Source organism: Clostridium sp. UBA5712, assembly GCF_002419845.1.
GTDB lineage: Bacteria > Bacillota > Clostridia > Clostridiales > Clostridiaceae > Clostridium_J > Clostridium_J sulfidigenes.
This window is the reverse complement of record NZ_DIGW01000011.1, coordinates 652,346-676,207: the sequence shown is the minus strand read 5'-3', so window position 1 is coordinate 676,207 and position 23,862 is coordinate 652,346. Positions and strand designations below refer to the sequence as shown.

The 23,862-nt window shown below is 31.9% G+C and carries 25 protein-coding genes; all 25 read left to right on the top strand.

Features of this window, described 5'->3' with window-relative positions; translation table 11 throughout:
* Nucleotides 1-59: 59 nt before the first annotated feature.
* The 25 genes from B3B03_RS09475 (at nucleotide 60) to B3B03_RS09355 (ending at nucleotide 23,845) form a co-directional block, all read left to right on the top strand.
* Nucleotides 60-461 carry a RusA family crossover junction endodeoxyribonuclease gene (locus tag B3B03_RS09475; protein ID WP_346877133.1) on the top strand — a complete coding sequence of 134 codons (402 nt, stop codon included), beginning with the start codon at nucleotides 60-62 and terminating at the stop codon, nucleotides 459-461.
* Nucleotides 454-972, top strand: coding sequence for a transcriptional regulator (locus B3B03_RS09470; RefSeq protein ID WP_346877132.1), 519 nt, complete (start codon nucleotides 454-456; stop codon nucleotides 970-972). Before B3B03_RS09475 ends, B3B03_RS09470 begins: the two co-directional genes overlap by 8 nt.
* A gap of 181 nt (nucleotides 973-1,153) precedes the next feature.
* Entirely contained in the window at nucleotides 1,154-1,984 is an 831-nt protein-coding gene (locus B3B03_RS09465; RefSeq protein WP_346877131.1) for a hypothetical protein, read from the top strand.
* A gap of 55 nt (nucleotides 1,985-2,039) precedes the next feature.
* On the top strand, nucleotides 2,040-2,486 hold the full coding sequence (locus B3B03_RS09460; protein WP_346877130.1) for a terminase small subunit: 447 nt from the start codon (nucleotides 2,040-2,042) through the stop codon (nucleotides 2,484-2,486).
* Nucleotides 2,479-3,762 (top strand): PBSX family phage terminase large subunit, encoded by a 1,284-nt coding sequence (locus tag B3B03_RS09455; protein WP_346877129.1) that lies wholly within the window; start codon nucleotides 2,479-2,481, stop codon nucleotides 3,760-3,762. The genes B3B03_RS09460 and B3B03_RS09455 overlap by 8 nt, the downstream gene beginning before the upstream one ends.
* Before the next feature lie 11 nt (nucleotides 3,763-3,773).
* A complete protein-coding gene (locus tag B3B03_RS09450) occupies nucleotides 3,774-5,168 on the top strand; it encodes a phage portal protein (RefSeq protein ID WP_346877128.1) in 1,395 nt (464 codons plus the stop codon).
* Entirely contained in the window at nucleotides 5,152-6,705 is a 1,554-nt protein-coding gene (locus tag B3B03_RS09445) for a minor capsid protein (protein WP_346877127.1), read from the top strand. The genes B3B03_RS09450 and B3B03_RS09445 overlap by 17 nt, the downstream gene beginning before the upstream one ends.
* Before the next feature lie 19 nt (nucleotides 6,706-6,724).
* On the top strand, nucleotides 6,725-6,982 hold the full coding sequence (locus B3B03_RS09440) for a hypothetical protein (RefSeq protein WP_346877126.1): 258 nt from the start codon (nucleotides 6,725-6,727) through the stop codon (nucleotides 6,980-6,982).
* A 90-nt stretch (nucleotides 6,983-7,072) separates the two neighbouring features.
* Nucleotides 7,073-7,510 carry a hypothetical protein gene (locus B3B03_RS09435; RefSeq protein WP_346877125.1) on the top strand — a complete coding sequence of 146 codons (438 nt, stop codon included), beginning with the start codon at nucleotides 7,073-7,075 and terminating at the stop codon, nucleotides 7,508-7,510.
* A gap of 168 nt (nucleotides 7,511-7,678) precedes the next feature.
* Complete coding sequence (locus tag B3B03_RS09430) at nucleotides 7,679-8,314, top strand: DUF4355 domain-containing protein (protein WP_346877124.1); 636 nt, start codon at nucleotides 7,679-7,681, stop codon at nucleotides 8,312-8,314.
* Nucleotides 8,315-8,334: 20 nt separating this feature from the next.
* A complete protein-coding gene (locus tag B3B03_RS09425; RefSeq protein ID WP_346877123.1) occupies nucleotides 8,335-9,309 on the top strand; it encodes a major capsid protein in 975 nt (324 codons plus the stop codon).
* A gap of 13 nt (nucleotides 9,310-9,322) precedes the next feature.
* On the top strand, nucleotides 9,323-9,595 hold the full coding sequence (locus B3B03_RS09420) for a Rho termination factor N-terminal domain-containing protein (protein ID WP_346877122.1): 273 nt from the start codon (nucleotides 9,323-9,325) through the stop codon (nucleotides 9,593-9,595).
* 25 nt (nucleotides 9,596-9,620) lie between these two features.
* Nucleotides 9,621-9,926 carry a phage head-tail connector protein gene (locus tag B3B03_RS09415; protein ID WP_346877121.1) on the top strand — a complete coding sequence of 102 codons (306 nt, stop codon included), beginning with the start codon at nucleotides 9,621-9,623 and terminating at the stop codon, nucleotides 9,924-9,926.
* Nucleotides 9,910-10,275: a hypothetical protein gene (locus tag B3B03_RS09410; protein WP_346877120.1), complete on the top strand. Its 366-nt coding sequence runs from the start codon at nucleotides 9,910-9,912 to the stop codon at nucleotides 10,273-10,275. The genes B3B03_RS09415 and B3B03_RS09410 overlap by 17 nt, the downstream gene beginning before the upstream one ends.
* Nucleotides 10,272-10,742: an HK97-gp10 family putative phage morphogenesis protein gene (locus B3B03_RS09405; RefSeq protein WP_346877119.1), complete on the top strand. Its 471-nt coding sequence runs from the start codon at nucleotides 10,272-10,274 to the stop codon at nucleotides 10,740-10,742. The genes B3B03_RS09410 and B3B03_RS09405 overlap by 4 nt, the downstream gene beginning before the upstream one ends.
* Nucleotides 10,739-11,095: a hypothetical protein gene (locus tag B3B03_RS09400; protein WP_346877118.1), complete on the top strand. Its 357-nt coding sequence runs from the start codon at nucleotides 10,739-10,741 to the stop codon at nucleotides 11,093-11,095. Before B3B03_RS09405 ends, B3B03_RS09400 begins: the two co-directional genes overlap by 4 nt.
* Nucleotides 11,096-11,121: 26 nt before the next feature.
* Nucleotides 11,122-11,538, top strand: coding sequence for a phage tail tube protein (locus B3B03_RS09395; RefSeq protein WP_346877117.1), 417 nt, complete (start codon nucleotides 11,122-11,124; stop codon nucleotides 11,536-11,538).
* A 63-nt stretch (nucleotides 11,539-11,601) separates the two neighbouring features.
* Entirely contained in the window at nucleotides 11,602-12,003 is a 402-nt protein-coding gene (locus B3B03_RS09390) for a DUF6096 family protein (protein ID WP_346877116.1), read from the top strand.
* 32 nt (nucleotides 12,004-12,035) lie between these two features.
* A complete protein-coding gene (locus B3B03_RS09385; protein ID WP_346877115.1) occupies nucleotides 12,036-12,440 on the top strand; it encodes a hypothetical protein in 405 nt (134 codons plus the stop codon).
* Nucleotides 12,437-16,681: a hypothetical protein gene (locus B3B03_RS09380; protein ID WP_346877114.1), complete on the top strand. Its 4,245-nt coding sequence runs from the start codon at nucleotides 12,437-12,439 to the stop codon at nucleotides 16,679-16,681. The genes B3B03_RS09385 and B3B03_RS09380 overlap by 4 nt, the downstream gene beginning before the upstream one ends.
* A 13-nt stretch (nucleotides 16,682-16,694) precedes the next feature.
* A complete protein-coding gene (locus B3B03_RS09375; protein ID WP_346877113.1) occupies nucleotides 16,695-17,039 on the top strand; it encodes a DUF6711 family protein in 345 nt (114 codons plus the stop codon).
* A 138-nt stretch (nucleotides 17,040-17,177) separates the two neighbouring features.
* A complete protein-coding gene (locus B3B03_RS09370) occupies nucleotides 17,178-17,375 on the top strand; it encodes a hypothetical protein (protein ID WP_346877112.1) in 198 nt (65 codons plus the stop codon).
* A gap of 60 nt (nucleotides 17,376-17,435) precedes the next feature.
* Entirely contained in the window at nucleotides 17,436-17,681 is a 246-nt protein-coding gene (locus B3B03_RS09365; RefSeq protein WP_346877111.1) for a hypothetical protein, read from the top strand.
* Complete coding sequence (locus B3B03_RS09360; protein WP_346877110.1) at nucleotides 17,671-18,054, top strand: hypothetical protein; 384 nt, start codon at nucleotides 17,671-17,673, stop codon at nucleotides 18,052-18,054. The genes B3B03_RS09365 and B3B03_RS09360 overlap by 11 nt, the downstream gene beginning before the upstream one ends.
* Nucleotides 18,055-18,091: 37 nt before the next feature.
* Nucleotides 18,092-23,845: a hypothetical protein gene (locus B3B03_RS09355; RefSeq protein WP_346877109.1), complete on the top strand. Its 5,754-nt coding sequence runs from the start codon at nucleotides 18,092-18,094 to the stop codon at nucleotides 23,843-23,845.
* Nucleotides 23,846-23,862 lie beyond the last annotated feature (17 nt).

Sequence of the window (23,862 nt, the reverse complement as noted above, 5' to 3'; positions counted from 1 at the left end):
AAGAGAGTTTTTAGAGAAATATATATTTGTAGGCAATGAAGATGAAGAGGAGGGAGAAGATGATAGTAGTCGAAGGGAAGATAAAAGGAAAGGCTAGACCAAGAGTGTTTAATGGACATGCTATGACTCCTAAAGATACAGTTAACTATGAGAATTGGGTAAGGATTAATTACAGGGAGCAAGATGGAAAATACTTAGATGGACCAATTAAAGCTATAATAACAGCATACTATCCAATAATGAGTAGCTATTCTAAAAAGAGAATAAAAGCTATAAAAGAAGGATTAGAGTATCCAACTAAAAAGCCAGATGGAGATAATATTGCAAAGATAATTTTAGATAGTTTAAATGGAATAGCGTTTAAAGATGATAGCCAAGTTGTAGAACTTACTATACTTAAGAGATATACAGAAGAACTAGAAAGAGTTGAGTTTGAACTGGAGGAGATGAGACTTGAATAAAGAACTATTTAGAAAGACAGAAGGTAAGCTCTATAGTTATTTTAGAGAGAAAAAAGAAATTAATGATATTAGAGTTAGAATAGAACAGTTAGAAAAGCAAATTGAATCCATAGAATATGATATTAAAAATACTAATATTAAAATAGACTATCATCAACCAGGGATGGGGATTAATGAGAGAGTACAAACAAGTACTAATAGTGCAAGCTATGCAGAAAGCGAAATAATTAGGGCTATAGAGAAACTAGAAGAGGAAAGAGCTATTAAGATAAGAAATTTGTTTAAATTTAAAGCTAAGCTTAGAGATACAGAAAGCTTTATAACTCATATGGAGCAGAATTTAAAAGATTTAAGTCTAGAAAATAAAAAATTTATAGAGCTTAAGTATAGAGATAAAATGAAGGTTAATATAATAGCTGAAAGATTAAACATAGCTATAGCTACAGCTTACAGAATGCGGGATGACTTAGTGGAGGATATAGCAAAGCATGAAGGTAGTTTTTTATATTAAAATTTTGAGAAGAAAATGAGAAAAGAATGAGAATATATAGAGGATTACAGATGTTATAATTATATTGTAAAAGAAAGTTGAATTCCCCATAAACCACAATAAAAAAGGCACTTAGGAAACTAGGTGTCTTTTATTGCTATATTATAGGAAATATTGTAAGATATTTTGGGGAGGGGATAAAATGGAGATTTTAAAGGATATCAAAGAAATATTACTTACAATGATATCATTTTGGACAGTTGCAGGTTTTTTAATAAAAGTATTTAGCGGATTTTTTGTTGAAAAAATAAAGTTGAAATATAAAAACGTTTATTGGAAACAATCTACATTTGAAGTTATTTTAAAATGGATTGGAAATATGATAATTTTGATGTATATACTTATGTTTTGTTACTATATTAAAGATTTTATTTTAAATAGAAAATCAAGTGTATTTATTAAATCAATTTCAACTCCAAGTTATAATGTCGATTTAACAGTTATTATAGGGTTTATAGTTGCTGTAATGATATGTTTTATGATTTTAAGTATATTAATATCGGAAGAAATAGAAAAATTATTTATTGATAAGTTTGAAAATGGAAATAAGAACAAGGTGAAATTTAAATATAAATTAATAAACACACTTAGTAGAGTTGTTTCATGTGTGTTTATGATAATATTTATAGTTGCTGTTTTAGGAATAACAGATATTTCAACAATATTTTTTACAGGATATTTAGCAGGAATGGGTATAATTATATACCTGTTTCAAACTGGAATATATGGAGTTATTAAAGAAATTGAGATGAATAATATATTTATAATGCATTTAAACAAAGATATTATATCTTGTTCATGTTTTCTGGAATATGAAGATTACTATTTAGTATTTGAAGATGGTGTAGAAAGATTTGTGAAAAAAGATGAAATTAAAGAAATTAGAAAAATAGATGTAGATAAAATTCGGCATGACAAAATTAAGAACTCTATTAAAGAAATTATAAATAGTTTAATAGAAAATACAAACTAAAACTTAGAATCCTAATTATGGGGTTCTTTTATTTTATAGAAAGTGAGGTGGCATTATGGCCAAACTAACAGATAAACAAAGAATATTTGCAAATGAATATCTAGTAGACCTTAATGCCACTAGAGCTTACAAGAAAGCTTATTCAAGTTGTAAGAAAGATGAAACTGCAAGGGTAAACGGAAGTAAATTACTAACAAATACTAACGTTAAAAACTATATAGATAAACAACTTAAGAAAATAGAAGATGAAAGTATAGCAGATGCAGCAGAAGTGATGAAATATCTAACTAAAGTTATGAGAAATGAACTAACTGAGGAAGTTGTAGTTGTTGAAGGAGAAGGAGAAGGTTGTAGCTCTGCAAGAATAGTTAAGAAAGATATGTCAGCCAAGGATAGAAACAAAGCAGCAGAGTTATTAGGTAAGAGATACAGGTTATTTACAGAAAATATTAAAGTTGAAGGAACTCAACAAGTTCAGATAGTAGATGATATAGATGATTAAAGTTAAGTTAAAGAGTATAATAGCTTCAAGTTTTTATGAAGTGCATATGGATATTAAAAAAGGGCTTCACACTCACTACTGGTTTAAAGGTGGTAGAGGTAGTACGAAGTCCTCTTTTATTTCACTTGAAATTGTCTTAGGTATAATGAAAGATGCCCAAGAAGGTATTATGTCTAATGCATTAGTACTAAGACGGGTAAAGGATACTCTATCAGAATCAGTAAGAGACCAGATTAAATGGGCAATAGATACATTAGGTGTAAGTGATGAATGGCATGTACCAGAAGCAAAATTAACAATAACTTATAAGCCTACTGGACAAGTAATAAGGTTTAAAGGTGCTGATAATCCTAAGAAGGTTAAGTCTACTAAAGTACCTAAGGGATACATTAAGTATCTTTGGTATGAAGAGGTGGACGAGTTTGAAAGTAAGAATAAAATAGATACAATTAATCAATCTATTTTAAGGGGTGGACCTAAATTCTGTGTATTCTACTCATTTAACCCTCCTGAAAGTCAAAGAAACTGGTGTAACCAGGAAGTAGTAGAGAAGAGAAAAGATAAATATATACATCATAGTGATTATAGGTCCGTACCTAAAGAATGGCTAGGTGAACAATTCTTAATTGAAGCAGAGCATATGAAGAAAGTCAATCCAACTAAGTATGAGCATGATTACCTAGGAGCAGTTACTGGAACTGGTGGAGAGGTATTTAGAAACTTAACTATAAGAGAAATATCAGATGAAGAAATTAGAAATTTTGATAAATTAAAGTTTGGATTTGATGATGGTTATGCAGCTGATCCGTTAGCCCTTGTTAAAATGCATTATGATAAGACGAGAAAAAGATTATATATATTTGATGAAATATTTCAAGTACAGTTAGGAAACAGTAAGGCTGCAGAACTTATTAAAAAGAAGAATCCTTTAAATAAAAGAGTTGTAGCTGATAATGCAGCACCAAGAACTATAGCAGAGTTAAAAAAATTAGGAATCAATATGATAGCATGTAAGAAAGGACCAGACTCAGTAGAGCATGGTCTTAAATTTTTGTCTGAAGAAATAGAAGAAATAATAATAGATCCAGTAAGATGCCCTAATGCAAAAAGAGAATTTGTAGGGTATGAGATAGAGAAAGATAAAGAGGGGAATTTAAAAGGAGAGTATCCAGATAAAAACAACCATACTATTGATGCTGCTAGATATGGTATGGAAGATGAAATGAATGATAGAAGACTGAAAGTTAAGAGTAAAGCAAAGATAGGATTAAGGTAGGTGAAATAATAATGGCAATTTTAAAAGACAGAGATTTATTAAATGAAGATGGAAGTATTCCAGATGATTTGCTAGTAAAGTGTATATCTAACCATAGGGCAATGCTGGACAGATATAGTCTATTGAATAAATATTATGATGGAGAACACAAGATACTGGAAAGATCATTATCAAGTGACTTATTGCCTAATAACAAAATAGTAGCAAATCACGCTGAATATATTACTGATATGGCTACTGGATATGTATTTGGTACACCAATAACTTATAGTGGTGATGGTGCTGATGAACTAAATGATATCTTCACTGAGATAGATGAAGATAGTCATAATAATGAATTAGCACAAGATATGAGTATTATGGGTATAGGATATGAATTGTTATTTATGAATGATGATGAAATACCTTATCCAGAATTAGCAGTATGCAGCCCTTTAAATAGTTTCTTAGTATGTGATACAACAGTAAAACAAAAGCCTTTATTTGGAGTAACTTACTTTGAAAAGAGAGATATTGATGATCAGTTAAAAGGGTATGATATTAATATTTATACTGAAGATAAGATATATCATTATTTTACACAAGATATAAAGAGTACGGTATTTATATTAAAGGATGAAGAAAAACATTACTTTAATGGAATACCTCTTATTGAGTATAGAAATAATAAGAAACTTAGAGGTGACTTTGAAGGAGTTATTACTCTAATAGATGCTTATAACCTTTTACAATCCGATAGGATAAATGATAAGGAACAGGTTGTTGATGCATTACTTGCAGTTATAGGTGCTTCATTAGGGGATGATGAAGAGGAAAAGATTAAGACAGGAAGATTACTTAAAGAATTAAAGATTATAGAGCTTGATGAAGGTGGAGATGCTAAGTGGTTAGTTAAGAATCTTAATGAAACTGAAATAGAAGTACTTAAGAAGTCACTTAAAGATGATATACATGAGTTTTCAAAAGTCCCATGTCTTACTGATGAAAACTTTGTAGGTAATGCAAGTGGTATTGCTATGAAGTACAAGTTACTAGGTTTTGAACAATTGGGAAAAACAAAAGAAAGATACTTTAAACAAGGATTAAGGCAAAGGTTAAAGCTTATGTCTAATATAGAGAATATAAGAGCTAAGAATATTGATTCTAGTAATATAGATATAGCTATGAAGAGGAGTCTTCCAGTAGATGATGAACTTATGGCTAGAATAGCACAAGAAACAGAAGGTTTTATTTCATGGGAAACTAGAGTTAAAAGGTTTGATGGTGAAATAGATATTGAAGAGGAAAGAAAAAGGCTAGATGAAGAAAATAAAAAGAAAGTAGAGCAACAACAATTAACCTTTGGTAGTTACGACTTTAAGAATACTAACCCAGAAGATGGTGAGGTAGATGAAGAAGAGAAGTAATGCTTATTGGAAAAAAAGATCTAACTTAAGAATGGAAAGCTATCATAAGTCTAGTGATGAAACTATTCATAAAATAAATAATGCTTATGATAAGGCTCTCGAGGATATTAATAAAGACATTAATAAGATATTTTTTAAGTTTCAGAGCGATAGTGGATTAAGCATAGGAGAAACAAAGGGATTACTTAATAGTAAAATACCTAATAAAGAGTTAGAGAGCATTAGGGCGAGAATACACGGAATACAAGATAAAGAATTGAAAAGGTATATGATGGCACAATTAAATGCAAATGCTTATAAAGCTAGAATAACAAGATTAGAAGCATTAAAAGAGAGTATTTATATTAATACTAAATTAGCAGCAGATGCAGAAATAAATAAAAGTACTAAATTATATACAGATAATATAGAGAAAGCCTATTACACAAACCTATTTGATATTCAGAAAGGATTAGGTGTAGGCTTTAATGTTGCTCAAATGCCATTAGGAACAATACAAGAGATACTTAAGAATAAGTGGAGTGGGAAACACTATAGTAAGCGTATATGGCATAATACAGATGTATTAGCAGAGAAATTAGAAGAAGTAATAGCAAGTGGTTTAATGAGTGGTAAAGGCTCTAGGAGAATGTCACAAGAGTTACAAGACATGACTGATTATGAGAAGTTTGCTTGTGAGAGAATTATAAGAACAGAGACCACTTATATAACAAATGCAGCAGAAGTTGAAAGCTATAAAGAATGTGGGATAGATAAAGTAATATTTATTGCTACATTAGATTTAAGAACATCTAGTATATGTAGAAGTATGGACGGTAAGATTATAAAAGTAGATAAGTTAAGAACAGGAAGTAATTTACCTCCATTACATCCATACTGTAGAAGTACAACAAGAGCATACTTTAAGAATATGGAAAGACTACAAAGAAGAGCAAGGGACCCAGAGACAGGTAAAACTTATACAGTACCTGGAGATATGAAGTATCAAGAGTGGTATGATAAGTTTGTAGTTGATAAGTATGGCAAAGATAAAACAGAAGTATTTGAGAAGATGATTAAGAATAAGGCATCTGATAGAAAACAGTATAGTAAGTATAAAGAAATACTTGGTAAAGATGCTCCTAAATCATTTACAGATTTCAGAGAATTAAAGTATAATGATAGTAAAGAATGGAATCTTGTTAAGGACTATGTGAAATCTAGATCAAATAATATGATATCGATTTTTACCCCATATAGCCAGTATAAAGAATATAAAAATATTATTGATACTGATATTATAGGATTAACTACTTCAAATGGGGTTAAAATAAAGGAACAAAGCAAGCACTTTATAGAAAGAGTATTTGGAACATCTAAAGATCCAGATACAGGTAGACCTAGAGACGGAGTTGCAATTAATGATATTAAAGATGCTATTTTAAATGGTGTGGTTAGAGCAAGAAAAACTGACCCTGATAGTATAAAGCTTGTAACAGATAGATGCATGGTTTCAATAAACCCTAATACGGGAGTTTTGATTCAAACTAATCCATAAAGATAGGAGGGAAGTTATTATGAAATTTAAACTAAACAAAAGTTTATTTGATTTATTAATTAATGCACCAGATATAAACCAATATATACTTAACAAAGCTGAAGTAGATAATTATATTGAATTTAATATAGATACTAAAGATTTTAGAGAAGTACAATTATTAATAAATGATGAAATAGTATTACATGGTATGGATAATCAAGATACTGTTAATGATTTAGGATTAAAGCTATATAAATTATATGATGATATTCTATATCAGAAGAATAATCAATAGAAGGCACTTACTTATATAAGGAGTAGGTGCTTTTATTATTCCTATTTTTAGTATATTATTATACTGATAGTAATATATGGAGGGGTATGCATGGGATTATTTGATTCACAAGAAGAAAGAGCAAGAAAGAAAAGACTTAAAGAAGAAGAAAAAGAACGAAAAAGAAAAGAGTATGAAAGAATAATGGCTTCAAATCCAGAAGTAACTGTGAGCACTAACCCTAAAGCTACAACAAAGCCTGGGTATAAAATTAAAACTAAGAAGGAATTAGAGTATGAAAGAATAATGGCTTCAAATCCGACAGTTAGTACAGTAACACAATCAAGTACCATTGATAATGTAGCACGTTGTCCTAAATGTGGAAGTACTTCTATTACAGCTAATAAAAAAGGATTTAGTTTAGCAAAAGGTGCTTTAGGTGTAGCAACTGTAGGAGCGTATGGAGCTATAGCTGCAGGGCATGGAAAGAATAAAGTTCTTGTAACTTGTTTGAAATGTGGACATCAATGGAAGCCAGGTAAAAAATAAAATATATAAATTTTAAGCACTTACTTATGTAGGTGCTTTTATCATGTTTAGAATTAAGTCTTGGGAAACTAAGGCTTTTTATTATGCCCTTAGCAAGGCTCTAAAAGGCTAGAATAAAATAATTGAACACTATGGGCTTAATTGAATGTAGTGGGCAAGGAGGTAATTATGAATACAAAATTATTAATAAACTTAGGATTATGCAGATTTGAACCTATGTTAGCTCCGGATACTGGAGTTGATGGGGGAACTACCGAAACTGGTGAAACTGGAACAGATAATACTGGAACAGAAGAAACCAAGGGAGGTAAAGAAGATAAGAATTTTGATGATGTTCTTAAAGATAAGAAATATCAATCTGAATTTGATAAACGAGTTGCTAAAGCTCTTGAAACTGCAAAATCTAAGTGGGAAACAGATAAGGCTACTGAATTAGAAAATGCAAAGACAGAAGCAGAGAAACTAGCTAAGATGAATGCTGAACAAAAGGCAAAGTATGCGGAAGAAAAAAGAATAGCAGAACTAGAAAAGAGAGAAAAAGATATAACTACTAGAGAACTTAAAGCACAAGCTTATGAAACACTAGCAGAGAAGGGACTACCTAAGGATCTAGTAGATATACTTAACTATTCAGATGCTGAAACTTGTAATGCAAGCATTGAAGCAGTAGAAAAAGCTTTTCAATCTGCAGTAGAGAAAGCTGTAAATGAAAAGTTAAGAGGTAAAGATACTCCTAAGCTTGGAGGAAAAAATACAAGTGATAACACACTAACAGGTGCACTTGCAGAATTTTATAAAGGTTAAAAAGAGAGGATGATGTAAAAGTGGCAATAACATTAGCACAAGCAAAAGTAGGAATGGCAAATAAAGTAGACCAACAAGTTATAGACGAATTTAGAAGAGGATCTATCCTTATGGATAAATTAATATTTGATGATACAGTATCACCAGGAACTGGAGGAAGTACACTTGTTTACGGATATACTCAATTAAAGACTCCAGCAACAGCAGGATTCAGAGATATCAACACAGAGTACACTCCACAGGTTGCAGATAGACAAACAAAGTCAGTAGAGCTTAAGGTATTCGGTGGAACATTTGATATTGATAGAGTAATAGCAGATACTTCTGGTGCGGTAAATGAAGTTGACTTTCAACTTAAGGAGAAGGTAAAAGCTACAATCAATTTATTCCACAATGCAGTAATCAATGGGGATAAATCTGTTAAGGGATTTGATGGATTAGATAAAATGTTAGTAGGTTCATCTACAGAGATCAATACAGAGTCAGTTATAGATTTATCAAGTGCTTCGGCATTGGATACAAATTATAAGTTGCTATTAGATCTATTAGATGAATTTTTAGCTGAAATGGATGGAATACCAGATGCATTAATGGGTAATGGAAAGTTAATTACACGTATTAAACAAGCAGCTAGAAGAGCAGGGTATTTAGAAAAGGGTGTTGATGGATTTGGTAGAAGTGTTGATTCATACAATGGTATTCCTCTTGTGGATTTACAGTATTTCCATGATGGTTCTGCTACAAAACCTACGGTTCCGATAGTTGCAAGAACAGTAGGTACGAGTGCAACAGGACTAACTGACCTATACGGAGCTAGATTTGCTTTAGATGGACTTCATGCAGCATCTCCAACTGGTGGTAAACTAATAAAAACATGGCTACCAGACTTTAAAACAGCTGGAGCAGTTAAAAAAGGTGAAGTTGAAATGGTTGCAGCAACAGTTCTTAAAAAGACTAGAGCAGCAGGAGTTCTTCGTAACATAAAAGTACAGTAAGGGGTGAATGTAAATGTATGAAGTAAAATTTAAAGATGATAATAACTACACTGGTGAATATGGACCAGTTATGTTTGTTGAAGGTGTGGCCAAAGTTAAAGATAATTGGATTGCTACCTGGTTTGAAGGAAGAGGTTTTATAGTAAGTAAAATTGATAATACCGATATAGATCTAAGTGATTTAACTATTGAACAGCTAAAAGAAGTAGCAATTGAAAAGGGAATTGAAATATCTTCAAAAGCTAAAAAGGATGAAATAATTACAATGTTAGAGGATGCTGAATAGTGTCCTCTTTTTAGGTGGTGTTAATGTGACACAGTTAGAAAAGTTGAAGGTAAGATTGCCAGATGCAGAGGAGAATTTGCTCAACCAATTCCTTGAAGATGCTGAGGCTGATATATTAGACTACACTAATAGAAATGTCTTATTACCTAAAATGGAAGGATTACAAAGAGAGTTATCTATAATCTATTACAACAGGCTAGGCTCTGAAGGTGAAGCTTCCAGAAGTGAAGGTGGTATATCTGTTAGTTATGAAATGCCTGAAGGTATTAAGAATAGACTTAAAGCTTATAGAAGACTTAAGGCGGTGAATATGGTTGAGAGTAAAGAATAAGAAAATTTATTATCTTAAGAAAAAAACTATAATTGATGATAATGAAGGTGGCAAATATCCAGGGTATTCTGAACCAATAGAAATAAAAGCAAATATATCTCCTGCAAATGGAAAGCTACAAGCTGAAATCTACGGAGAAAGACTTAATTATATTCTAAATATGCTTTATGATGGACCCTATAAAGTAATAGTAAAAGATAATATAACTTTATATGTAGTTAATGACATAGAGCTATGTGAAGGATATGGTATATGTGTTTATGTATCTAAAGAAAGTGAACCAGATTATAAGATTATAAGTATAAAGCCATACTCACATCTAGTGATAGAACTGGAGAAGATACTATGAGTATAAATGGAGTAGATTCTTTAATGAAGAAGCTTAATGCTCTTGGTGGAAATGCTAATAAGGTGCTGGAAACAAGTATCGCAAAGCAGACTAAGTTAGTTCAAGGCGAAGCTAAAGACTTATGCCCAGTAGATAGTGGAGATTTACAACAACGTATATATACAGATGTTAAATCACAACAAAGCAAAGTTATAGGAAAAGTCTTTACTAATGTTGAATATGCAGCTTATGTTGAATTTGGAACAGGAAAAAAGGGAGAGGAATCTGGTGGAGATAAATATCCTGGACCATTAAGTTATAAGGAAGATAAATGGTTAGTTAATATTCCAGACGTAGGTCCAAGATGGATTGAAGGTCAACCAGCTCAACCGTTTATGTATCCGGCATTAAAGAACAATGAAGAACTTTTAAAAAAGAATATAGCAAGTGATTTAGAGAAGAAGATAAGGGAGGTGGCAGGTAAATGATAAATGTTAAGGATCAAGTATATTCAGCCATTAAAGATATATCTTCTAATGTAAGTGACAGTTATCCCGCGGATTGGGCAACGTTCCCAGCTATACAATATACAGAAGAAGATAATAAAGTAGCTGAATGGGTAGATGGGGAAGAGTCAAAATCATATCTAAGATATAGAGTTGATATATGGCACAATAGAAGCACATCAAGTTCAGCACTAGAGGTAGATAAGAAATTATCAAAGCTAGGGTTACAACGTACATTTTGCCAAGATGTTTCAGATACCAGTGGCTTGAAACACAAGGTTATGCGATATGAAGGTATTATAGATAGTTCAACAGAGTTTGTTTATAATGATTAAGTTTATATATGAAAGGATGATATTAAATGTTAGCAAATGGAATTACATTAAGTTATAAATCTACAGGAAGTACTTTTATAAAATTAAAAGGATTAAAAGAAGTTCCTGAAATGGGTAATGATCCGGAGAAGGTAGAAAATACAACCTTAGAGGATTCAACAAAGCAGTATGAATATGGAATAGGAGATTATGGAGATTTAGCTTATAAATTTAAGTATGCTAATGATGCAGTAGATAGTCCATATAGAGTACTAAGAGCATTAGCAGATAGTAAGGCAGTAGTAGACTTTGAACAAGCTTATCCAGATGGAACTAAGTTTGTATTTAAAGCTCAATGCAGTGTAAAACTTGGCGGCGGTGGAGTTAATGGAGCAATTGACTTTACTCTATCATTAGCATTACAAAGTGATATTACAGTAACGGACCCAACAGTAACACCGTAGTTCATGAGGGCATACTTAAGTGTATGTCCTTTATTATTTTAAGAGAAGTAAGGAGAGATTTATATGTCATTATATAAAGTATTAACAGTAGGAGAAAAAGAATATAAATTAAAATTAAATACAAATGCAACTATATTAGTAGAAGAGAAGTTAGGAGAAAACATTTTAGATGAGGTACTTGGATTACAGAGTGTAGCAGCTAACTCCATGGATACTAAAGGAAATATAAAAGTTGACTCCATGAATAAGATGCCTATTCCATCTCTTAAGTATTGTGTAACTATACTTTGGGGTGCATTGCAAAAATATCATCATGGAATGACTTTTAATAAGACTTGTGATCTAGTTGATGAATATATAGAAGGTGGTAAAACTCAGCTTGATTTATTCGGAGAGGTTATGGAATTACTAACTGAAAGTGGAATGCTAGGTAGTCCAGAGGAAAAGGTAGAAAATTTAAAGTAGGGGAAGAGGGTGAAAGTACCACTTCCCCATTTTTGAAGAAAACACCTGAGACATACACAGAGTTTATTGAAAAGTACTTACTTGATGATGCTTTAGATTGTGGAATAAGTGTAAGTGATTTTTACGATATGACAATTAAAGAAATAACCAAAGTAAGAGATTCTTTTCTAAGAAAAAGGGAGATAAGAAGAAAAGATACAGCTGATATGGTTTATAGGCTTTCTACATTAATTACCAATGGCACGGCATGCATAATAAGTAAGGATAATCAGCCAATTCAATTCTTAGCTATGTTTGCAGACTTATTTGAAGAAGAAAGTAAGGTTAATGAAAAAAATAAAATAAAGGTACAAATGGAAATAAATAAGCAGCACATGAAAGAGTTTGCACAAAGAGTAAACTCACTGAAAACAGAGATTGGAGGTGAGAATAATTGACATTAGAAGAATTACAAGTAGTTATTAGTGCTAATGCTAAACAGTTTAATAATCAAGTAGCCCAAGTTCAAACAAAAGTTGATAGTATGGCCAGTAGAGTCAATAATAGTGTTAATGGAATGAATGGTACATTTGATAAACTTGGTAAGATGTTAGCTAGTGTTTTTGCGATTGCTTCAATAGCTAGGTTTACTAAATCATGTTTAGAGTTAGGATCTAATCTTACAGAAGTTCAAAACGTTGTTGATGTTACTTTTGGAAACATGAATACTAAGGTAAATGAATTTGCTAAAAATGCTATGAGGACAGTGGGACTATCCGAAACTATGGCTAAACAGTATATGGGTAACTTCGGAGCTATGTCTAAATCAATGGGGTTTGCGGTAGATCAAGCGGAGGAAATGGCTGAAACCCTTACTAATCTTTCTGGTGATGTAGCTTCCTTTTATAATATAAGTCAAAATGAAGCCTATACAAAGTTAAAGAGTGTATTTACTGGTGAGACTGAAAGTTTAAAAGAACTTGGTGTTGTAATGACACAAGAGAATCTTAATCAATATGCTTTAGCTAACGGATATGGGAAAACTACAGAGGCTATGAATCAACAAGAAAAAGTTGCATTGAGGCTTGCGTATGTTACACAAACATTGAGTGCAGCTAATGGCGATTTTGCTAGAACAAGTGGAAGTTGGGCCAATCAAGTTAGATTGTTAAGCCTACAATATCAATCATTAAAGGCAAGCATAGGTCAAGGTTTGATTGCAGTACTAACACCAGTTATTAATGTTATAAATACTATTATGGCTAAATTAGTGCAAATGGCGAATACATTCAATTCAGTTCTTAGTGCAATAGGATTTAATATAAGTGGTGGTTCTGGAGGTTCTGGTGGAGCAGGAGCAATTGATTTTGGAGGAGCTACAGGAGGAATTGATGATGCCACTGGTGCTATGAATAATTTAGGTGGTGCTACTGATAAAGTAGGTAAAAAAGCTGATAAAGCAAAGAAACAGTTAGAAGCATTAATGGGAATTGATGAAATAAATAAATTAAAGTCCAATGATGATTCTGACAGCGGTTCCGGTGGAGGCTCCGGTGGTAGTGGTGGTGCAGGAGGAATAGGAAGTATTTCATCACCGGCAATAGATACATCACCAACAGAAAATTCACTAGTAGAACTGAATAATAAAGTTAAAGATATATTAGCTGAATTGTTAAGTCCACTTAAAAAGGCTTGGGATAATTATGGTGAGTGGTTCTTATCTAAATGGGATTATTTTAAGCAAGCATTTGGGTATAGTTGTGATGCATTAAAAAGTTTCTTAGTATCTGTATGGAACCATGGAGGAAAAGAGTTTGTACAACACATGGCTGAAATAGGAATAGTAGTAGGTGGTGTAGCTCTACAAATTGGAGGAGATATACTTGTAGCATTAGGTAACTTGTGGAACCATCTTAATCCGGATAATAATCCTTATACTAGAAAGTTTATAGATGCTATGAATAGCCTAGCAATAGCAGCAAGGGATTTTATTATAAGTGCTGGTAATTGGTTTGGTAAGTTCTTAGAATTAGGAGGCCAGGCGTTTATTAATGTTATAGGTGATATAGTTATGCTAGTTGGAACTATATTAGCTGAGATTATGAGAGATGCAATTAATTTTATAACTGCATTTATGAATAGTTGGGCTGGTAGTGTAATTATTGGTGCCGTGGCCTTAACATTAAATATAGTTGCAGGAGCAATTAAAGCAGTACTAATAGTTATAGAACAATGCCGTTATGTATTAGAAGCTTTTCTAATATTATGGGGAGCCTGGAAGTTTACTAATGTAATAGCAGGAATAGGGGATGTAACTACTAAACTAGGAAGTCTTTCATATAGTTTAGTAGGAGTAGTTGCAAATATAAATCATAATAATAGAATGTTTATTAAATGGGTTCAAGAAGGAATAAATAAAGCAATATTAGCGTGTAGAAACTTAGGGGTAATATTGTTAAACCCGATTAAAAGTTTAAAATTACTTGGAGATACTATAAGACTAAGTATAATGTACCTAAAAGATTGGGTCATTGCTGTTGGTAAAAGTGCTATTAAAGCTTTAAAATCATTTGGAGAAAGTATTTATTTAGGTTTATTATATTTAAAAGATTGGACAATTGAAATGGGTGTAAAAGCAATAGCATCTTTGAAAAAATTCTTAGTAAGCATGGGAACAAGTACTGCAGGTCTGATAGGTTTAACTACTGCTGAAGGAGCGGCCACTACAGGAGCAGTTGTATTAGGACTAGCTTTAGATGCCTTAGGAATCGGTTTAATAATAGCGGCAGTCTCAGCGTTAGTTATTGTAGTAAAAAAGATAGGTGATAAATTTGGTTGGTGGACTGCAATATCTGATGCATTAGGTTCTGTATTAGGTTGGATAGGTGAAAAAGTAGGCTGGTTATGGGACAAGATAAAGAATTTCTTTGGATGGGATACAGAACCAGAAGTTAAAGAAAATATTGAAGAAGTTGGAACTGTGGCAGAAGATACTGCTAAAACTACAGATGATGCCTTTGGAACTGCTACATCTAATGTAAATAGATACTTGGATAGTATTCATTTTAATGCTACTAGACTTGCAGAAGAAGTTGATGAAGCCACTAAAACTGCTACTGAAAAGTTTGGTATGTTATCTCAAAGTGCCCAAGAGTATTTAGATGCTATAGTTAATCACGACCAAGAAAAGCTCAATGAAATGGGAGAAAATCAATCAGTCTATAATGAAGAAGTTAAAGCCATGTATGTAGATTTAACTGAAGCAGAAAAGAATGAGTTCATGAAACAGTATGGTATTCTTAAAGGAATAAATGAAGACATGCTTAGTTATGAGGGTTTAACCTATGATGAAAGAGTTTCTAGACATGCAGCTTATTTAGCTACTATAGAATCAGATGAAAGTTTATCTTATCAAGAAAAGAAAGCTAAATTAGATCAAGCCAATGCAGATTTCCAAGCTAGTATTGATAGTGAGGTAGCAAAATATCAAGAGAGTATTGCATCAAAACAAGCTGCACTTGATGAACTTTTATCTACTCATGGAAATACTACAACTCAAGGAAGAATCTATGAGGATCAACTAAGAGAAGCAATTGATGCAGATAGGGCACATATAGATGAAATAACTAAAACTAGTTATGATAATCAAGTTACTACTGTAGAAGGTGCTACAGATGCCATGGCACAGGCTAATCAAGATAGTGCTACAGCACAAGAAGAAGCCTATAAAAATGTAGCCACTACAGCAGAAGAATCTATGACTTCAGTAAATAAGAGTATAGATGGAGCTAAGAAGAATATACAATCATTTTCTAATGAGGCATCTTCATTAGCGAATAAATTAAAGAGTTCATTTAATGGTGTAGGGGCTAAGATATCTAGTGAGTTTACCAATGCTAGCAATATTATAAACATTACACTTAATAGAATAAGGGCTGTAGTAGGGAATACAACATCAAGCATAAGGAAATCAATAGCTAGTGCATTTTCTAATATATCATCAATTATTTATAGTAATATGAACCAATGTTGTAATATTATTAGAGCATCCTTTTCTAATATGTCTAGTACTGTTAGGAGCTTATTAAGTGGTATATCGCGAACTACAGCTAGTATGCTTAATAATATAATAGCTGTTTATAATTCAGCTGCTAATATTGTTAATAACATCACTAGAAATTTAAGTAATAGTATGACTAATGGATTTGTTTCTATAGCTAATATGTCTAACATGGCTTTTTCAAATGTAAGAAATAATATAACTAACAATATGAATCAAGCTTATAGAAATGTAGCTAATTGTATTAGTAATATTAAAGCTTTATTTAATAACTTTAATGCAACGCTTAGAGTTAAAGTTCCTCATTTCTATATGTATGGTGATTTTAATTTACAAACTAAAGAAATGCCTAAAGTTGGAGTTAATTATTTTGCTAAAGGTGGGGTAGTTGATAGAGCAACATTGGGGATATTTGGAGAAGACGGGAAAGAAGCTATAATGCCTTTAGAAAACAATACCGCATGGATAACAGATTTAGCACAGAAGGTATCGGATAGAATGCCACAAGGAAATTCAGATAATGGATTTGGTGATGGAGATTTAATATTACAAGTAGATGGCTCTGTAATTGGTAAGGTAGCATTAAAACAGCTTAGGAAGATGCAAAGACAAGGTAATATAACATTAATTCCAACATAAAAGGAGTGGTAATATGCTTAAAATTAATGGAGTGGCTATTGCTGCTCCTAGTAAATACGAAGTGACAATTCAAGATCTAGACGGAGAGTCTAATAGAGTTGCAGCAGGGTATATGATAAGAGATAGAATTGCAGTAAAAAGAAAAATTAATTTAGAATGGCCACCATTAAGCCAGGTGGAAATATCAACACTACTAAATTCAGTAAGTAGTGTTTTTTTTACAGTTACTTTTCCGGATCCACAACAGGGGATGATAACCAAGACGATGTATGTAGGTGATAGAACTGCCCCAGCTTATCAATATAAAAATGGAGAAGTAAAGTGGAGCGGACTAAAAATGAATTTTATTGAAAAGTAGAAAGGATGATTTAAATGAAAGAAATAATTATAAATGAAAGTGGAATAGAAGTAAAGGATGGAGAATTAAAGGTTAGAAAAAAATAAAGGAATTACTCATATTATGTAGAAATATATTACATAAATGGGGGGTGAAAAAATGAATCAACTAGAATATGAATTAAAAGATGGAAGAATAATTACAACGCCAGCTAATTTTAAATTATCAGGAATTGAAATGCTAGTACCATCAATAATTAACCTTAAAGATAATAATGGGGATTATACATTTAAGGATATGAATGGTGAACTAAAAGTTAAAGCATCTGAAATAGCAAGTGTTAAATTTATATTCTAACAAAAGAGCTTACATATGTAGGCTCTTTTTTAATATCTAAAAATAGAAAGGATGATTTAAATGTTAAAAACAAATAAAAGTATTACACTAACAGGACAAAGTACTATAGAGGGGCAACAAGTTGTGTACATGAGTGCTACAATTTCCACAGATGGAGGAAACAATGGAAGTGTTACTAGAAGCATACAAAACAAAGAGCTTTACAATGCTAACAGAGTAGAAGTAAGAGCCGATATGGATGCATTTGATAAGCAACTCTATGCAATAGAAGATGAATTAGTAGGAGGTACTGTAAATGAAGCTTAGTAATGAAAGAATAGTAAATGATGCAAATGTACTAGGTACAATATCACAGAAGAACTTACCTATCAAGGTGAGTTATGCTATAGCAAAGAATATAGCGAAGATTGAAGCTGAAATTAAAGTCTACAATAAGGAAAGACAAAAGCTTATAGAAAAGTACTCTGTGAAAGATGAAGAGGGTAAACCATTAATAGAGGATAATAGCATTAAAATTGCACCAGAACATGTTGAAGATTGGAATGGAGATATTAAGGAACTATTAGCCATAGAGAATGAAGTGGATATTCATAAATTCCATATAGATGAACTTGTAAACTCTAAGTGTGATATGAGTCCAACAGAGCTAATACTTATAGATTATATGATAGAGGAGTAATCTCCATGACTCTTACTATAGAGAAAGGAGGTTAATTATGCAGACAACAAGTGCAGATTATAAATTAGAAATAAAGAAACCGAGTAGATCCTTTGAGTGTAAAGTAACTATAGGGAATAATATATATACTAATGATGATATAGTAGATATCATTTTAGAAACTATACAGCCTGGAGAAGGGTTTAGCATTGGTAATACACCTTCACAAACTCTTGATTTAACACTACTAAATAGAGGGGATATTATTTACTCTACTAGCCAGGTTAAAGTAGAAATAGGCCTTAAAATAGGAGCTACAATAGAATATATATTAATGGGGCTATTTAATATTGATGATATAGAGAAAACGGACTATACAACTAAATTTACTTGTTATGATAATATGATAAAGTTTGAAACTCCATACTTTAGTAATTTGACTTATCCAGCTAATTTACAACAAGTAGTTAATGAACTTGTAACTAAAACAGGAGTACAATTTACAGGAAGCCTTCCAGCTTATACAGTTAAAAAGTTGGAGGGCTTTACTTGTAGAGAAATACTTGGATATGTATCTTCTTTATGTGGGGGCAATGCTCTTATAACTAGAGCTGGAAAGTTTACTATAGTTACAACTAAGGATATAGATTACTCTATTACTCCAGATAACTATATTGATTATAAAAGAGAAGAAGTTAAATACAAGATAGGTAAAGTTAGTTGTAAAGTTGGAGATAAGGAATTAAATAAAGGGTCCTTAGGTATAGATTCTATGGAAGTTAAGTTTGAAAATCCTTGGGTAACGGATAGTATTCTTAATGATATTTATACTAAGCTAAATGGGTTTGAGTACTTAGGTTATACAATGAAATGGCAAGGTGATATCTCTTTAGATGTAGGAGATATAGTTACTTGTACAGATATTAAAGGAACAGTAAGGAAAATACCTATTCTATCTCAAAAGTTTACCTATAATGGTGGCTTAACTGCTGAAATAGGAGCCAAGGGGGAAACTAAGAATAAAAATAGTTTTAATTCTAGTGGAAGTGGCTCAAATAAGCTTGATAGAGTTGTAACTGAATTGTTGATAGTTAATGAGGCATTAATTAATAAAGCTAACATTCAAGATTTAGAGGCTGTATCTATAAGAACACAAACTATTGAAGCTAAAACTGCAGCAATAGAAGTTGCAATTATAGATGTAGCTCATGTGAGTGATTTAAATGCAATTAATGCTAATATAGAAAAATTAATAGCTGCAGATGCAACTATGGGCCAGGCTATTATAGGTAAGGCTAACATAATAGATTTAACTGCTAGTGTAGGAAGGATAGAGATATTAGAAAGTAGTGTAGGAGATATACAAACATTAGTTAATGGAAATCTTACATCTAACAATATCCAATCCTTAATACTAAGTTCGGATAAGGTTACAGTAGTAAATGGTTTTATCAAAAATGCCATGATTGAGAATTTGGATGTAAGTAAAATAAATGCCGGAGATATATCTGTGAATAAGTTCAGAATAAAAAGTGATAGTGGAAATCTTCTAATATTCGATAACACTATACAGATTAAGGATAGTACAAGGGTTAGGGTTCAGATAGGTAAGGATGCATCAAGTGACTACAACATGTATGTGTGGGATAGTTCCGGAAAGCTAATGTTTGATGCAACAGGACTTAAGGCAGATGGAATAAAGAATAAAATTATCAGAGATGATATGGTAAGCGATAATGCTAATATAAGTGGAGATAAGCTTAATATATCTAGTGTAGTAACAAATATTAATAATGGAGCTACAACTATTAATAGCAGCAAAGTACTCTTGGATGGTACTGCACAGACTTTAAATGTAGCTTTTAATACTCTTACAACTAAGGTGGATAGTGCTCCTCCGGGTATAACTACAGATAGTTCTACAACCAAGTTAGAAGGTGCTATAGATGGAATGTTGAAGATTAATAGTATTAGTGGACGGACATTACAGAATATTTTACCTAAAGTAATATTCCTGGATGCTATTAAAACCTATAGTACAACAAGTACTGTTAATGTTGGATTAATAAGTGAAGCACCTGAAGTGTTTAATGTTAAACCAAATACAGAGTATACTTTAATTTTTAAAGCTAATTATACAAACCTTACATTAAGTTATTTTTACTTAGCCATGAATTATACAAATACTTCTGATGTTAATAAAGGTGTTCATTATCAAACTTTAACTTCTACGGATAGTGGCAAAATATTTAAAATTAAATATACTACCACTTCTGATATAAAGAAGGTAGTTAGTGTGTTTTTTGGTGGTAAAGAAGGTTCTGTTGATATACAAACTGGTGGTTACTACATGATGTTGGAAGGAGATTGGACTAACAAAGAAATACCTTACTTTGAAGGTATAAGAAGTGTCTCAGAAAATGGAGAGGCTTCGGAAATTGTAAGTAAAGGCGAGAACTTATTAGATATAAATAAAATAAAAGATTCTGGTAAGACAAGATCAGATGTTGTAGGTGACACTGTAACAGTATCTTCATTTGAAGCATATGCGTGGCTAAGAAGCTCTGTAGAGTGCAAAGTAAAGCCTAATACAGATTATTATTGTGATTTTGAAATTTCAGATACAACTAACGGGTTTGTAAATATAAATACACCTTTAGGATTTTTAAAAGATTTAGGTATAAAAGGTGGGACTTTTAACTCCGGAAATAACTCTAAGATAATCATAGGTCTTTATGCAACTACAACTACTGCTAAAATTAATAATGTTACTTACTCTAATTTAAGATTAACCGAAGGAAATACGTCTAAACCTTATGAACCTTATAAGGAGCACAGACAACTTATAACATTAACTAACCCATTAAGGGGTTTACCTAATGGGGTGAGAGATACTGCTAAAGAAAATGAGGTTACTAGGAATGTAGGTAAAGGGAATTTAGCCGACGTAGACTCATGGAATTGGGAAAGATACAACGCTAGTACAAACCTAGACGAGTTCTATACAAGATACTTTTCTGTACCCATAGGCTCACCTAATGTTTTAGCTACAATATGTGATACCTTACCAGCCCTTACAGATTATTATACAGGTTCAGCATTATTAGAAGGCGTATCCACATCTAACGCATATGCAGTTACAAGAATTTCATTATCAAGGAATAAAACAGGGATAACCGACACTGATGACAGAATACAGAAGACAGTTAAATTAAAAGCGTGGCTACAAGCTAACCCAGTTACAATATATTATCAACTTGCAATACCAGTGAAAGAACCTATTAGTGTGGAGCAGTATATGAAGCAATTCAAAGATGGATATTTCTTAACTGAGGGTAGTCTAATAAATCCAACTGTAGAATTAGAGTACTCTACAAGTCTTGCAAGTGCATTGTCTACCATGAAAGAAGTTACAGAGAGCAATACTACAGCTCTAAACATTCAACAAGGAAAGATAAGTACTCTTATCTCTAACACTACAATAGTTAAAGATGGACAGAATATACAACTTAAAGATGCGTATAACTCCACAGTAGCAACAGTAGATTCTATTAGTAGTGTAATTAGTAGCCACACTAGTAGTATAAATAATTTAACAGGTCAAATAACTAGTGTAGATACCAAGACCAATGACATAAAAAGAACTTTAGATAGTACAGTAGCAACAGTTAGTAATCATACTACACAGATTAGTGGACTTAATTCCACTGTTAGCACACAAAGTAGCAGTATTAGTCAATTGCAAAATCAGATAGCATTAAAAGTTGAAGCAACAGAAGTTAATAATATAGTTAATGGCGCCGTAGAACAAATTGGTGGAAGTAATTTATTTGTTATAAAAAATGTAGGAAGATATAAAGGCTCTCATAATAATATAGGAGATACAACTAATATTGTTATTGAAAACTATACTTTTAATATAATTGGAAATCCTTCTGATTTATTAGGATGTACAATTTATAATATTAAAAATAAAATTATCATAAGTGGCGAAACAAATTTGACTACATTAACACCTTACTATGCTTTCTACAATGAGGATGGCACTAGTATACAAGGTCAAAGGAATGTAAATGTTGCGGTAGAAAACGGTAAGTTTAAATTTATATTAGAGGTACCATTAAATGCTTTTAAAATGGAAATGGGGCTTGGTCAATATCCATATGTAGCACCATATTGGCTTAGAAATATAAAAATAGAAGAGAATATCCATGAACAAATCACTACAGTATCTGACAGAGTGTCTACAATAGAAACTGACTTAACAGAAATTACTAGTAGAGTTGGAACTGTAGAACAGACTACTACAACTATAGATGGCAAAGTAACTTCTCTTAGCACAAGGATGAATACTGCAGAACAGAAAATAACAGACAGTGCAATAATTTCTACAGTAAGTAATACTTATCTATCCAAGAATGATGCACTTAATACTTATGCTACTAAAGCAAGTATGGAGCTCACAGCAAATCAATTGAAATTAGATTTTTTCTCTATAGATATAATAAATCTTTTAAGCAATTCAAGTTTTTCTAATAGAGAAACTACAGGCTGGAATATGAGTGGTATCGGATTATATACTGGTAATGCTAATTTCTTTATGCCCACAGATGGGTGGAGAGCTTTCAGCTTAACTAGCGATAGGGGACTCTTATATCAAAAAGGTATGATAGGCGAAAGATTACCTAAAAGAAATTCACAGTATACTTTTTCTCTTAGCAGCATAACAGAAAGTAATATAGAAACATTTAGGCTATATATAGATTATAAGTTAGGAGCCAGCTATGTAGCTAATCAAGTCATCAATCTTAAAACTGGCTATAATATTAACCGATATTCTGTAACCTTTACGACAAAAGATATTAATTATGATACCTTCTTATTATATATAGATGTAAAACCTAAAGCTGGTACTACTGGATATAGAGTGTTTAGTATTGGACTACCTTGTCTATCTAAGGGTGAGAATGGTTCTTATACAGCAAGGCAAAATGAAGTTATTAGTGGTTCTACAGAAATTGATGCCAATGGAGTAACTATTTACAATGGGGCAATAGACGTTAAGAATAGAGCAGGTAATTCTGTTTTAAAAGGTGATGCAAATGGAAACTTAATGGTCAGAGGTAATCTTTATGCAGATCCAGCAAACCCAATTTTACACTTGTTTGGTGGATGCTCCATTGATGCGACATATAACAATGAACAAGGTGTAGGAAGTGCAGTAAGGCTTAAATGGGATGAAAATAGCTATATTCGTATTGATAAAGGTTCTACAGATATATACCAAAATGGTATTGCTAGGTTTAGATTTTATCCTAATTACTTGGATTGTAAACCACCAACTATTTACTTTGCAGACCAATGTAAAATAGATGCTAGTTCTGGTACATTTAGATTCTACATTTCTAAAAGCGTAGATACAGGAATAAGAATATCACCAGATGGGACTATTAGTTTTATGATTGCCGGAACACCTAGACATGTATTTAACACAAATGGAACGAAAGCTGGAGGAACTATAGTTGTAGATGGAGCTACACTTGGAATGTCTCCAATAGATAGTCCAAAGGTATTATTAGAAGATGTATTATTTGATATAGATATACAAGAAGAAGGAACTACAGTATTACTAGACAGTACATTCATTAAGACTATATCTACTTATGCAGTATTCTGCAGTAATCCTAGTGTTAATATAGTTTTTAAAGATAGAACTAGCTTTTATGTACAAGGATATACCGGAAAAGTTGATTTTAGAATAATAGGATATCGTATTGGGTATGAAGAACAATATTATCAAGTAGTTGGTTAAGAGATTAGAGAAATCTA